This window comes from Thalassotalea loyana (genome assembly GCF_030161435.1).
Taxonomy (GTDB): domain Bacteria; phylum Pseudomonadota; class Gammaproteobacteria; order Enterobacterales; family Alteromonadaceae; genus Thalassotalea_G; species Thalassotalea_G loyana.
On sequence record NZ_BSSV01000006.1, the window covers coordinates 155,923 to 169,875 of the forward strand.

Consider the following 13,953-nt stretch of genomic DNA (forward strand, 5'->3'; position numbering starts at 1 on the left):
AATAACTCAGTTATAAATTATCAACTTTTATTCAAATGGCTATCAGCGTTTATTGCTTTGATATTTTGATGGGCCTTAATCAGATGATCGGGTACAACTTTCGTATGTCGAATCGCCTCAGCTAACTTAACAAGAATAGGTTGTGAATTGCGCTCACCAATCATGTAGCCTGACATTTTGTTTTGAATAGCCTCTACAGCAGCTACACCTAATTTGGTCGCTAATATTCTATCGGTTGCCGCAGGTGCGCCACCTCTTTGAATATGACCTAGGATACATGTCGAGGCATCAATATTATTGAATTCATTTAGGGCTTCTTTTAGCTGGCCCACACCACCTGGCCAAAGATTTTCAGCAACACAAATGAGAAAACTATTTTGACATGTATTTTGATGTTCAACTATTTGCTCAGCGAGCTGCTCAACAACCTGATTTGGCCGTGTAACATCGGTATTCTCAAATGATAAAATCGCTTCTGCGCCTGACGCCAAGCCGACATTAAACGCGATGTGGCCGCTGTGTCTGCCCATCAACTCGATAATAAAAACTCGATCGAATGCATCTGCCGTATCTCTGATCTTGTCTATGGCATCAATTGCCGTATTGACTGCTGACAAAAAGCCGATCGTATTATCAGTTCCATCAAGATCGTTATCGATAGTACCCGGCAAACCGATGACAATACCTTGCCATAGCTTTTCAATTTCTAGTAAGCCAGAAAAAGACCCATCACCACCAATCACAATGAGTGCATCGACCTTGTCTTTGATAAGTGTTGATACTGCCTGCTTCACGCCATCGATAGAACACATCTCTTTACATCGCGCACTTTTTATAATCGTGCCACCGAGATGAATAATGTTATCAACATCGGTCTTATCAAGTTTGATAGAGTGGCTGTTAATCAAGCCATTGTAACCATGCTGGTATCCTATCACGTCAACATCGTCACCCAACGCTAGGACAATTGCACGTATCGCGGCATTCATTCCCGGTGCGTCTCCACCGCTTGTTAATACGCCGACTCGCTGAACATATTTCATTACATTATCCATAAACAATTTTATTATTGATTTCGTATACTATTTTAGTAACCATTTGATAACAAACAATCAATTACAACAATTTGTAATTTACACTGTTGCAAGGAAGAGTTTAATGCAGTCGACACGTCGAATTATCACCGTCATCATGTGCACCCTATTCTTATCGGGCTGCTCTTTTTCGTTTGTTTATAACAAGCTCGATTGGTGGGTAAACTGGTATTTAGATGATTATGTCGAGCTCGACAAAGCCCAACAACACGTATTTGACAAAGCATTTGATCAATTACATTTGTGGCATCGTAAAAATGAATTGATGCGCTACCATGAACACCTGAAGCGCTTTCAAGATCGTGTAAATCAAATTGAAAATGGTAACCCAATTTCTGCCGATGAAATTTATGCGCATCTCTATGAAATGCAAGATCACTGGTATCGCTTTGTTGATCACGCCGAACCGTATCTAACCCCACTTCTTGCTCAACTGAGCGCAGAACAAAAGCAACAGCTAATTGCTACATTGCAAAAGCGTAATGACAATTTAGTTAAAGAACGTGAAGACTCGACCTACGAAAAGCGAATCAAAGAAAATATCAAATCGCAAAAGAAATCATTTAAGAAATGGTTTGGAAAATTATCAAAAACGCAAAATGTGTTAGTCGAAGAAACAACGCCAACATACACGTCTAGCTTCGATGATTGGATTAGTTATCGTCAAACATGGCTTACTAATTTTGAAACGGCTCTCGTACCGATGGCTGACAATCAAGTCAATGTTGCACTTTTAACAGAAGCATTGATTAACCCCCAAGAATTGAGAAGCGAAGCGTTTGTCGAAAAAACCCAAAACAACAATCGAATTTTCTCACAGATGTTTGCTGATTTTTTAAATAAAGCATCAAAGAAACAAATCAAACGATTCAACCGTCGGACAACGTCGTACCTTGAAGACTTTGAAGAGCTAGCAAAAGAAAACTAGTTTTTATCTGTAAAATTAAAATAAGCCAAGACACCTTAGTGAAAAATCTGGATAATAGCGCCATATTTATTGCTACGTAAGGTTTTTAACCGAGCCAAGTAGCTTACACTTAGGGTTTAAAATGGAAATTAAAGTTAATTTTCTTGATAACTTGCGTCTTGAAGCGAAGTTTGATGATTTCACGGTGATAGCCGACCAACCAATTCGCTATAAAGGCGATGGTAGCGCACCTTCACCTTTTGATTACTTTTTAGCATCTTCTGCATTATGTGCCGCCTATTTTGTAAAGGTATATTGTAATGCACGAGATATATCGACGGATAACATTCGAATTTCCCAAAACAACATTGTCGATCCTGAGGATCGTTACAATCAAGTGTTTCAAATTAATGTCGAGTTACCTGAAAGCTTAAGTGAGAAAGATAAGCAAGGTATCTTGCGCTCAATTGAGCGTTGTACCGTAAAGAAAGTCGTTCAAACAGGCCCAGAATTTAAGATTGAGACTGTTGAAAACTTAGATGAAGATGCGCAAGCAATGCTCATGGTTGATCCAGAAAACCACGACAGCACTTACATTCTTGGTAAAGACTTACCATTAGAAGAAACCATCACGAACATGACTGGTATTCTTGCTGAGTTAGGCATGAAGATCGAAGTTGCGTCATGGCGTAATATTGTCCCTAATGTTTGGTCACTCCATATTCGCGATGCTGCGTCACCAATGTGTTTTACCAATGGTAAAGGCGCGACAAAAGATAGTGCGTTATGTTCTGCGCTAGGGGAATTTATCGAACGTCTAAACTGTAACTTTTTCTATAATGATCAATTCTTTGGTGAAGAAATAGCAAATAGCGAATTTGTTCACTATCCAAACGAAAAATGGTTTGAATTAACTGACGACGACAGTCTACCAAACGGCTTGTTAGATGATTATACATCTGAGATATACAACCCGGACGGCGAACTTCAAGGCTCACACCTTATCGATACCAATTCAGGTAACATAAAGCGTGGTATTTGCGCGATACCTTATACGAGAAAATCCGATGGTGAGACGGTATACATCCCATCTAACTTAATTGAAAACTTATTTTTGAGTAATGGTATGAGCGCCGGTAACAATATGGCTGAGGCTCAAGTTCAATGTTTATCAGAAATTTTTGAACGCGCCGTGAAAAGGCAAATTATTGAACAAGAATTAATACTTCCAGATGTACCAAAAGAGGTATTAGCAAAATACCCAGCGATTGTTGACGGTATTAAAGGCCTTGAAGAACAAGGTTTTCCTGTTGTTGTTAAAGATGCATCACTTGGCGGTCAATTCCCTGTAATGTGTGTCACGTTAATGAATCCTAAAACAGGAGGTGTTTTTGCCTCATTTGGCGCACATCCAAGTCTAGAAGTTGCGTTAGAAAGAAGTTTAACCGAGCTATTGCAAGGTAGAAGTTTTGAAGGACTGAACGATGTCCCTCGCCCAACGTTTAATTCGATGGCCGTTCAGGAGCCTGAAAATTTTGTCGAACACTTTATCGATTCAACGGGTGTAGTTTCATGGCGATTCTTTTCAAATCAACAAGATTTTGACTTTGTTGAATGGGATTTTACCGGTACAAATGAAGAAGAGTGTGAAACCTTATTCGGCATTTTAGCGTCACTTGGAAAAGAAGCTTACATCGCAGATTTCCAATTACTAGGCTCAAGCGCTTGTCGTATTTTAGTGCCGGATTATTCTGAAGTTTACCCGGTGGAAGATTTAATCTGGGATAACACCAATAAAGCACTGCTTTATCGTGAAGATATTCTCAATTTGCATAGATTATCCGACGAACAGCTTGCCAGCTTAGTGGAACGTTTAGAGGAATCAGAGCTCGATGTATACATTGATATTCGCACCTTAATTGGCATCGAATTCGATGAAAACACAGATTGGGGCCAGCTCACCATTTTAGAGCTTAAGGCACTAATTTACCTAGCACTAGGAGAATTAGAGGATGCCTACGATCTCGTTGGCGAATTCTTGCAATATAACGACAATACCGTTAAACGTGGATTATTCTATCAAGCAGTACACAATGTCTTAGACATTGCACTAGATGAAGATTTAGAGATCGAACATTTTATTACCAACTTAAACCATATGTATGGTGAAGCGTTAATGCATAACGTTGTTGGTACAGTTAATGGCGATGTTAAATTTTATGGCTTAGAGCCGACCAGTATGAAACTTGAAGGCTTGGATAAACATTTAAGGTTAATTGAAAGCTATAAGAAACTTCATGCAGCTCGAGCGAAAGCGGCTCAAAATTAAGCCGTTTTCCAATGAATAAAAAAGGCCATGTCGTCAGTGATATCGCCTTTTCTTTTATAAGGTTAGGTTTTCGATTCGAGAAATTGCCTCAACTTATCTGGTAAAAATGAACGTGACTTCTGTGTGATAGTACGCTCATGTTTTTGCCATAAAACCCCAAGATAAATAATACCTAGACCAATTGCTGTAAGCGTAATTGGAAACAACCAGCTTTCTTTAAACACATGTTCAGCTAAATGACCAAAGTAAGCACAACAGCCTATGGCGCCAAATATCACGAACACGCGGCGCACAATAAGCACACCAACGCCAATCATGAGTAAATTAATACAAAAATAGAAAAATTTAGACCATTCACTGTCCGAGTGCATTGAAGACAATCCACACCAAAATGCCAACACACCAAAAAGATACAACCAGAATGCATAATCAGCTTTCTTAGCGGTTCTGATATCCACCCAAAAGGCAAACGCGATCATCAACAGGCCTGAATACATCGAGACTAATTTCCTTATCTCCCACGATGCATCACCTCCCGTAAGCATGGCTGTTACATCCATTGTCATATACCAGAGCGTCACCGCAATCGGCATAACTAAAAATGGATATTTATATTTCCACGCTATTACGGCGCCTACCGCTAAGGTCGCCAGTTCCATGTAAATCCAATGCCACTTTATATAACGATGATAATCTTTATAGACAGTTTCGTCCGGCCACATACCAAGCCATTGTTGGAGCCCATATACTGCAAGAGGCGTTAAGCAAACAACAAAAGTTGCACAGATACCCGCCGGAATAGCTAAAGATTTACGCGCAAAATTATTACTGATGGCTATACCGGCAACAGCATATAGCAAGCACACCATCATAATCCCAAGACCACCAAAAGACTCCCAACCTAAACTCATAAAGAGAGTCATTGCACCAATAGCAATAAGACCACCGAGATAATAGAGGACATTAGTAAAATTGAACACTGGCATGTCGGCTTCTTTTGATTTAAGAAACTCATAAAGAGGTTCAACCTGAGACACATCAATAATATTTTGTTGAGCGGCCTCATCTAATTGGTCTTTTGTGATTTTCATAGGTTTTCCTTTACCAGGTTCTTTGATTTACATGATTTGTCGTTTTTTCACGAGTACTAGCAACCAGTACGCCCCACTAATCGACAAACATAAAGCAATTAGTGCAAAAATTTTAATAAATACGTTATTAAAACCCCCCACTTCTGCATAGTCCATAAAATGAAGCATAAATAGCAAATCACGAAATCGCCTGTCATCATTACTATGACCTAAGAGCCTACCAGTAGTTGCATCTATGTATGCGCTCGTATTCGCTTTATCACTAAAATCCACGCGCCAACTAGGATTACGCTCTTTTAAAAATTCACCACCATCTGACAACCTAACGGCATTGGTTATTTGGCCAGGTCCTTTATATGATTGCTGTGCAATTTTTTTGATCATGGCCTCAGTTAATCTTGTAGGCCTGGCGGTAACAGCGTTCACCAACAGAAACTCATGAACAAAGTGGCGATACAGTCCCTTGTGTTGATAAAGTAAATAATGAGGTGCATCAAGAATATTAATGAGTTCAACCTCAACCGTATCAGGATAACTAAGCAATATTTGCGTTATGGGTACTAAATCATGTGATGTATTAGGATCAATCGTGAAAGCAGGTTTTACGTCGACTATTCGATAGTAGTTACCTGACGCTTTTTCATGATCCATTAAATTAAATATTATTCCTGTACCAATCCAAATAATGACCTGTAAGCCGACCAAAACAGAGCTATACAGGTGAAATTTCCTGACCCATTTCATGATAAATCACCTAAATGTTGGTGATTATTATGCTTAATTGTCTTGCGATTGTTAAAGAGCTTTTGATATGCCAAGAACGCCCCTGTTAACGTGCCAAATAGCGATAGTAAACTGATCCAGAACAACAGCACATTATCGACTTCGCCCTTTTGATAATCCATTAAATGAAACCTAAACATCCAATCGAATATTCGCCAAAATTCGTGACGCTTGGTTACCACTTTACCACTTAATGCGGAGATATAGAGCGTTGGCGAACCAAAGTCATCAAAATTGACCTGCCACACAGGTAAATGACGTGGCGCCAATTCAAAGGGTGGATTGCGTGTTATCAATGAAACATCAGTGATCGTTCCCTGCCCTGAGTAATGGTAGTTAGCAATGGATATTGCGCGTGCTTCACTAAGCGGTAATAGATTTTCTCCGTTAGTGGCGTCAATCAAATACGCTTTGTCGTGTACGTAAAACGAATATACGGGTAGATCATTAAGTTGATAAAGCGCCAACTTGTTTATATCGCCAAAGCGCTGGCTTAAGTCAGCCAATGTAATGTGTATTTTGGTTTGTGACAGATTACTTTGTTTATTATTAACTAAGGAGTCGCCATGAATGTAGTGAATATTCATATAAACCATGTAGGCGCCAGAGATTGACCAAATCAAAAACTGAACGCCCACAAGTATCATCAACCATTTATGATATTTACGTATTGATAACATTGGTTTTTTATTTTTATGTGTTTTGACCCTCTAGTGTACGTTGCTTCCACAAGAAGTAAACAGCAGGTAACACCAACAAGGTGAGCACTAAAGCACTCGCCATGCCTCCAACCATTGGTGCAGCGATACGACTCATCACTTCTGAACCTGTTCCTGTCCCGTATAAAATCGGCATTAAACCAATAATAATTGTCGCTACCGTCATCATGACTGGGCGCACACGCAAACCTGCACCTTGCATGATGGCCATTCTTAGTGATGATTCATCAAACCGAATTTCTGCATTAACAGCATTTTGATGTGCATCTTTATAGGCCTGATTTAGATAGACCAGCATAATAACGCCTATCTCGACGGCAACCCCTGCAAGTGCGATAAAACCAACACCGACAGCGACAGAGAAATTAAAGCCTTCGAAATAAATTAAACCAATCCCACCTATCATCGCCAGAGGTAACGTCGCCATGATCATCGTTACTTCGGCAAAACTTCTAAAGTTGAGATAAAGCAAAACAATGATAATCGCTATCGTAAGTGGTAACACATAAGACAGCTTTTGCTGTGCACGTTGCATATATTCATATTGTCCAGCCCAATTAATAGAATAACCTGTGGGAAGATCTATCTCTTGCGCTATTTTAGTTTTAGCGCCAGCAACATAACTTCCGATATCTACCCCTTCAATATCGATGAAGCTCCAGCCATTGATCCGTGCATTTTCACTCTTGATCCCCGGCGGACCATCCTCAATAAAAACATTGGCAACATCTGCCAAGGCTATACGATCACCATTTGGGGTAACCAATGGCAGGTTTTCCAGCTGCTCAGGTGAGTCCCTATAATCTTGTGGATATCGTAAGTTTATTGGGTAGCGCTCAAGGCCCTCAACCGTTTTTGCAACGTTCATCCCACCAATGGCCGTTGCAACCACTTGTTGAATATCAGTGATATTTAACCCATAACGAGCAGCTTTCATTCGATCGATATCGACTTTAATATAGCGACCGCCTGCAACGCGTTCTGAATAAACAGAGGCTGTGCCAGGGTAATCCTTTAACACTTGCTCAATCTGCCTACCTATGTCTTCAATCACTTTTAAGTCACTGCCAGCGACTTTGATCCCTACAGGTGTTTTGATACCTGTTGCAAGCATGTCAATTCGCGTCTTTATTGGCATAACCCACGCATTGGTCAGCCCAGGAAATTTGACTAAATTATCGAGTTCTGCCTTGAGCGACTCGGTCGTTACACCCTCTCGCCACTGTGCTCTAGGTTTGAGCTGAATAAAGGTTTCAATCATAGTTAACGGGGCGGGATCCGTCGCGGTCTCCGCGCGCCCCACTTTACCAAAGACATTTTGCACTTCAGGCACTGTGCGGATGAGCTTATCTGTTTGTTGTAATAACTCTCTAGCCTTACCAATTGATATGCCTGGATGTGTGGTTGGCATATACATCAGATCGCCCTCATCTAATGGTGGAATAAATTCGCTACCGATGTATTTAACAGGGATAAAACCAATCCATGTGATGACTAATGCGATAGCAATAGTGGATTTTGGAAAACGCAACACACAATCAAGTACGGGTCGATACATCGCAATCAAAAATCGGTTAACCGGGTTTTTATGTTCAGAGATAACCTTGCCGCGTATGAAATACCCCATCAATACCGGGATCAGTGTGATTGCGAGGCCCGCTGAGGCAGCCATGGCATACGTTTTAGTGTATGCAAGTGGCGCAAACATTCTCCCTTCCTGTGCCTCTAAAATGAACACCGGCAAAAAGCTCACCGTAATAATCAATAAACTAAAGAATAATGCGGGACCTACTTCACTGGCTGATGTAGCGACGATTTTCCAGCGATTTTGGTGATTTAACGGTGTTTTTTCCATATGCTTATGCATATTTTCAATCATCACTATTGCCCCATCTGTCATGGCGCCAATTGCTATCGCTATGCCACCTAGCGACATGATGTTGGCATTAATTCCTTGGAAATACATGATGATAAATGAAACTAAAATACCAAGAGGTAAGCTAATCACAGCCACGATCGAAGAACGAATATGAAATAGAAAAACCACACAAACAATGGCAACTACAGCTAACTCTTCAATTAACTTTGACCATAAATTATCTACTGCATTCTCTATTAAACCTGAGCGATCATAGACCGTAACAACTTCAACTCCGTCAGGTAAACCGCGCTTTAATTCAGCTAACTTTTGTTTAACGCCCGCTATTGTTTTTTGCGCATTTTCACCAAAGCGCATTACGACTACACCGCCTACAACCTCGCCTTCACCGTTAAGTTCAGCCACGCCACGACGCATCTGGGGCCCAACTTTAATAGAAGCGACGTCACCAAGTAATAAAGGCGTGCCATTAACATTGATGCCCAAGGGAATAGCTTCTAAATCACTTTCAGACTGTATATACCCAGAGGCAGTTACCATATATTCAGCTTCGGCCATCTCAACCACTGACGCACCGACCTCTTGGTTACCTTGCTTTATCGCAGTCTGAATTAAGCTCAGTGGTAAATCATACGCACGTAACTTATCAGGACTCACTACAACCTGGTATTGTTTAACCATGCCACCAATTGCGGCAACTTCGGAAACGCCCTCAACGGTTTGCAATTCGTATTTAAGAAACCAATCTTGAATACTACGCAGCTCACTCAGATCATGCTGGCCCGTCCTATCGATCAGGGCATATAAGTACACCCAACCCACACCCGTTGCATCTGGCCCTAATTGAGGATTTGCTGTTTCAGGTAATGATGGTGCAACTTGCGATAAATATTCGAGTACTCTTGAGCGCGCCCAATATAAGTCAGTGTCGTCATCAAAAATGATATAAACGTATGAATCACCAAAAAACGAATACCCTCGCACTGTTTTTGCCCCTGGCACACTGAGCATAGCTGTAGTTAGTGGATATGTGACTTGATCTTCTACAACTTGCGGGGCCTGACCCGGATAAGATGTTTTAATGATGACTTGAACATCGGACAAATCAGGAATAGCATCAACAGGAGTATTTTTAAAGGCAAATATACCTGTTCCGATAAGGATGCAAGTTGTCAGCAACACAAAGAAGCGATTATAGACAGACCAGTGAATTATGCTTTGAATCATGTCAAAATCCTAATGATGGCCACGATGATCCATTTCTGGCGTCTCGTTAGCTTGTGATTGTTGGCTAAATGCCATGTCAATGATGACAAAATCTTGATGCACCTCGAAGGTAAAATACACTTTATCACCCGTTGAAAATACTTCTAAATCAACATTATCAGCGACCAAAAAGTCGAGTGTTGCTGCCGGTCGGCCCCATTTCTCTATTGCATCACGCGAGATGTTAATTGAACGTTTCTCTTTATCGATGGCATTAATCACTCCATTTACGGATGCAGAAGAAACTGAAGGTTCAGCCATAATATGAATACCGGTGACTGCATAGGTCCCGTCCTCAGCTCTTGTGACTTCAAAATGCAACGTTTGTCCTGCCGCAAGTTCATTGATGTCAACTTGCTCCGCGATGTCAAAATCCATGGTCATTTCTGGCCAGTCCCAAGGCTCCGCAGGCCCATGAGTTATGTTGGCAGCGCGCGAATCAGCATAAACAGCGTTAATCTCACCCTCCATCCATACTGAATCTGGTATCTGGGTTTGCGCCATCCGCTCAAAATCGGATGATTTGCTTGATTCAGAGTCGATAAGAAACTGAGCTGATGTAACAACCATGTCACCGTCAGTTAGCCCGGACAGCACTTGCACTTCATCGCCACTAACAGCACCAATACTGACAGAAATCGATTTAAATTGTCCGTCGCCTAAGGCCAGAACTACACGGTCTTGCTTCCCCGTTCTTATAACAGCTTGCTTAGGCACCACAATGGTATTTGTAATCATAGGGGTATCAATAACAACTTGAGCAAACATATTGGGCTTAAGCACATAATCTAAGTTATCAAACTTAAGTCTGACTCGAAGTGTTCTGTTGGTCGCATTGAGGCTTGGATACACATAGTCGACATTCCCTTGCCACACGCGACCTGGTAGGTAATCCAATGTCATTGATACAGGAAGTCCCGTTGTGATTTGTCCACTGTCACGTTCAAACACTTCTGCTTCAACCCACACTTGGTTTAATTGAGCGATGCTCATCAACGTATTGCCAGGGTTTACATAAAACCCTTCGCGAATCTTCAAGCCGTCTACGACGCCAGATTGTGGTGCGAAAAAAGTAACACTCTGTTTTACTTGCTTGGTTTTAGATAGCTTGTCAATAAAACTTGGTGAAATCTGCAACGCAAGTAATCGATTTCTTGCCGCCTCAATGAGCGTTTTATTATTGCGTTTCGTTGCTATTAGATATTCTTCCTGAGCGCTAACTAGTGCGGGTGAATAGAGTGTATATAGCGGCTGACCTGCTTGGATTGGATCTCCGGCCGCCTTTACATAAAGCTTTTCTATCCAACCATCTACACGAGGATGAATATGCGTTAACTTGTCTTCATCATATTTTACATAACCAACGGTCGAAACAGACTTACTAAAATCCCCTATTTCTACCTTTGTTGTCTTAACGCCGAGATTGTTAATGACATGTGGTGGTACTGTCACTACTCCCGGCCCGTACATATCACTTGCGCTACTTTCTTCATAAACAGGAACTAAATCCATTCCCATTGGTGACTTACCTGGCTTATCACGACGATAATTATCATCCATTGGCGCTACCCAATAAAGCGGGACTTTCTCGCCACTTGCTTCGTCAGTAATAGCACTATCGCTTCCCAATAAGTTTAGGTGATATAGCCCACTCGTGATGCTTGCTCCAGCAATGATGCCTATAGCTAAATAAGGTATTTTTTTATTCATTTGTTTCTCCAGCTATCGACTGTTTATGCTCTGAATCAGCCAAGTAATAGTTCAATCTGGCGACGGTTTTGAGGGCTTCTACAGAAATATTGAGGGTTGATAGTTTTGTATCTAGTTGGCTAATACGCGCAGACACTACATCTGAGAAACTACCATTGTCGTGTGTATAGGCAGTTAATGCTGCTTCTGCTTGTTGCACTGTTTGCTCAATGATTTGCGAACGATAAAGCTGGTAACGTTGTTCTAACCTATGTAATGCGTTAAGTTGCTTTTGTGTTTTACCGATGAGTTCTCGTAAGACAATTGTTTTTTCAGTGACAATAGACTGTTGTTTAGCCTTTGTAGCCGCCAACATTTTATCCTGTTTTGTCGTTGAAAATATTGGCATTGCGACATTTACACCTACAGTGAAAAAATCTGCACGACTGTTACCACTAGGGTCATCGTCTCGATAGCCATAACTTGCAGAAACACCCCATTGAGGCTTAAATTGTTCTTTTGCGATTGCAACATCCTGACTTGCGACAGCTTGTTTCTTTTGTTGAAGGATAATTTCTGGATGGTTTCTTAAAGCTGAATACAATTCATTATTTTTCATAGACTTAATATCTATAAAATTCTCTATATCAATAGCAATTACAGGTAACGCGTTACCGAAATCAACGCTATATTGAGCACCTTGGGGACCAAAATCGTTACTATTTTGAACAGTCAACCAAGGTTGTAATTGAGCAAGTATTTCTTCAAGAATTTGTTGTTGTACTAACCGTTTATCGTCCAATTTCGTCAATGCTAATTGCGCTCGAATCACATCTTGCTGACTAGTTTTTCCAGTGACAGAAGCATAATTTGCTTCCGTGATATCAACCATTTGTTCAAACAGGGTTTTATCTTTATCGATTAAACGAATGGTTTGTTGTGCTCGAAATCCTTCCAACCATAACTCAGAAATGAGGGTTTTAACTTGTCGCCTTCTTATCTCCCTCATAATAGGTTCCTGCTCAGATTGGATAGCTAATTGTTTTGCTCGCAACGAAAGTGTATCGCCGCGTTCAAACCGTTGGCTGATACCAACATTTAACTGAGTCATAGGTTCTTGATTAAATTGCCAACCATCCGTTGGAAGATTCATAAGCCCCATAGAGATTGTCGGATCAGGCAGTTGCTGAGCAGCAACACTGTTGTGCACATTGGCAACTTCATGCAGTTGGCTTTTTTGAAGCCATGGATCATTTTGCTGCGCTAGTTTAACTGCCTGAGTCAGCTCGTTAATAACAGCACCATGAGTGTTAAGATGTATAAGTAAAACAGAAAGGCCTAAGCTTTTCTTACCGATAAATTTCATAAAACCCTCCAGCCCAACAGGCTGAATATTCATTAAAAACTGAATAAATTACGTCTAATAGTGAATTTTGGGTGTAATAACCCTAGGTTAAGCTGAAATAGGCGGTCTAAATAATGAGGTTTGTGGGGTTTGATAGTGGCTAGTCAAGTAATGCACGCAGGCCTTGTCTGCAGACACTTTTGATTGCTTATTTTGAATTGGCAATATAAACACCGTGAAACTACAACCGTTATTTGGACACATACATTCGTCACCACAGCAGCCGTCATTTGACTGGTGCTCAGAGGATGATACTGAGTTACTGTGATTAGCGTGAAGGTCGTCAGTATGATGGTCCATTTGCATGGATTGATGATGTCCACTCGGTGTAGACATTTGGTTATGCATGTCTTGGCAGTTCATTGAAACAATAGCAAAGCTCTGCCCTATATGAGCAAATAGCATGACTATGAGAATGAACGAACGAAAAATCAAAAATCTATCCTAACCAAAATGTACATATAAATTTTAGATTTTATAGAAGCTTATGTAAAGGAGGGATTGCGCCTCAAAGAACAAGGCGCATGATCGTCAACACTAATGGTGCGATTCTTCTTCAAAGAATTCGTTAGTAAAATGAGCAAAATAGCCTAACGTACCCAAGATAAAATATATTGCTAGTAGCACATACAGTACCTGAAAAAACGCGCTACCATCGTTCATCACTGAATTTCCTGCAAGTGCAGCAAACAAAATAGCAATCGGTAAATACACCAACGCTTTGAACAAATTATCATTTTCGATTTTATTGTTTTCGTTCCCCATCTAACATTCCTCTTGTTATAAATTTT

The 13,953-nt window shown here is 40.7% G+C and carries 11 protein-coding genes; 2 read left to right on the top strand and 9 right to left on the bottom strand.

The features are described 5' to 3' along the window. Window positions 1–20 precede the first annotated feature (20 nt). A complete protein-coding gene (locus QQK05_RS13630; protein WP_284299519.1) occupies window positions 21–1,043 on the bottom strand; it encodes an ATP-dependent 6-phosphofructokinase in 1,023 nt (340 codons plus the stop codon). 115 nt (window positions 1,044–1,158) lie between these two features. Between QQK05_RS13630 and QQK05_RS13635 the strand changes: the two genes are divergently transcribed. Beyond that, window positions 1,159–2,022: a DUF6279 family lipoprotein gene (locus QQK05_RS13635; protein ID WP_284299521.1), complete on the top strand. Its 864-nt coding sequence runs from the start codon at window positions 1,159–1,161 to the stop codon at window positions 2,020–2,022. A 121-nt stretch (window positions 2,023–2,143) separates the two neighbouring features. Next, the gene (locus QQK05_RS13640; RefSeq protein WP_284299523.1) at window positions 2,144–4,330 is read left to right on the top strand and encodes an OsmC domain/YcaO domain-containing protein; all 2,187 of its coding nucleotides are present in this window, start codon (window positions 2,144–2,146) and stop codon (window positions 4,328–4,330) included. A 62-nt stretch (window positions 4,331–4,392) separates the two neighbouring features. Here QQK05_RS13640 and QQK05_RS13645 read toward each other — a convergent pair whose 3' ends face one another. The 8 genes from QQK05_RS13645 to QQK05_RS13680 form a co-directional block, all read right to left on the bottom strand. Continuing rightward, entirely contained in the window at window positions 4,393–5,421 is a 1,029-nt protein-coding gene (locus QQK05_RS13645; RefSeq protein WP_284299526.1) for a DUF2157 domain-containing protein, read from the bottom strand. A 27-nt stretch (window positions 5,422–5,448) separates the two neighbouring features. Further along, complete coding sequence (locus tag QQK05_RS13650; RefSeq protein ID WP_284299527.1) at window positions 5,449–6,165, bottom strand: PepSY domain-containing protein; 717 nt, start codon at window positions 6,163–6,165, stop codon at window positions 5,449–5,451. Next, window positions 6,162–6,884, bottom strand: a complete 723-nt coding sequence (locus QQK05_RS13655; RefSeq protein ID WP_284299530.1) for a PepSY domain-containing protein — start codon at window positions 6,882–6,884, stop codon at window positions 6,162–6,164. Before QQK05_RS13655 ends, QQK05_RS13650 begins: the two co-directional genes overlap by 4 nt. Window positions 6,885–6,897: 13 nt before the next feature. Then, window positions 6,898–10,029, bottom strand: a complete 3,132-nt coding sequence (locus QQK05_RS13660) for an efflux RND transporter permease subunit (protein ID WP_284299532.1) — start codon at window positions 10,027–10,029, stop codon at window positions 6,898–6,900. 9 nt (window positions 10,030–10,038) lie between these two features. Next, a complete protein-coding gene (locus QQK05_RS13665) occupies window positions 10,039–11,778 on the bottom strand; it encodes an efflux RND transporter periplasmic adaptor subunit (protein ID WP_284299534.1) in 1,740 nt (579 codons plus the stop codon). Then, entirely contained in the window at window positions 11,771–13,123 is a 1,353-nt protein-coding gene (locus QQK05_RS13670; protein WP_284299536.1) for a TolC family protein, read from the bottom strand. The genes QQK05_RS13665 and QQK05_RS13670 overlap by 8 nt, the downstream gene beginning before the upstream one ends. Before the next feature lie 87 nt (window positions 13,124–13,210). After that, complete coding sequence (locus tag QQK05_RS13675; protein ID WP_284299538.1) at window positions 13,211–13,597, bottom strand: hypothetical protein; 387 nt, start codon at window positions 13,595–13,597, stop codon at window positions 13,211–13,213. A gap of 102 nt (window positions 13,598–13,699) precedes the next feature. Then, window positions 13,700–13,927 carry a hypothetical protein gene (locus QQK05_RS13680; RefSeq protein WP_284299540.1) on the bottom strand — a complete coding sequence of 76 codons (228 nt, stop codon included), beginning with the start codon at window positions 13,925–13,927 and terminating at the stop codon, window positions 13,700–13,702. Between the last annotated feature and the right edge of the window lie 26 nt (window positions 13,928–13,953).